General features: G+C 61.3%; 1 protein-coding gene. It reads right to left on the bottom strand.

Annotation, left to right across the window (positions count from 1 at the left end; translation table 11 throughout):
* A partial coding sequence (locus I6F37_RS44600; RefSeq protein WP_225155072.1) for a hypothetical protein occupies positions 1-315 on the bottom strand: 315 nt, incomplete at its 3' end.
* Positions 316-385: the final 70 nt, after the last annotated feature.

The following is a 385-nucleotide window of genomic DNA, read 5'->3' as shown; positions in this document are numbered from 1 at the left end:
GTTGATGATGGTGAAAGTCCGGCTGGCTGTGCCGCTGAAAGCATTCACACCGCCGAAGTCAGTCCCGTCCGTGAGGCTGGGTGTGACATCACCATCGATGATCGAGATGAGCGGCGAGCCGCCCCGCACATCGATCTCCGCCTCCTGCACCGTGATCGTCTGGACGCAATTAACAAAGTTGCCACAAGCATCACTCGCCCGGTACGTGCGCGTGACGATGATCGTCGGACTCGTTCCGTTGGTCACATCGCTGAAATGCGTCACGACCGGCGGATTGGTTTCGCAAATCTCAAAAGCCCGGGTCGCCGCGCTCACCAACGCCACATTCGGCGCCGGCACCGACGCCAGGCAGGGCACCGTCACGTTCGCCGGACAAGCCGTGATC

It is taken from the genome of Bradyrhizobium sp. NBAIM08 (assembly GCF_020193935.1).
GTDB lineage: Bacteria > Pseudomonadota > Alphaproteobacteria > Rhizobiales > Xanthobacteraceae > Bradyrhizobium > Bradyrhizobium yuanmingense.
This window is presented reverse-complemented; position numbering and strand designations above follow the sequence as displayed.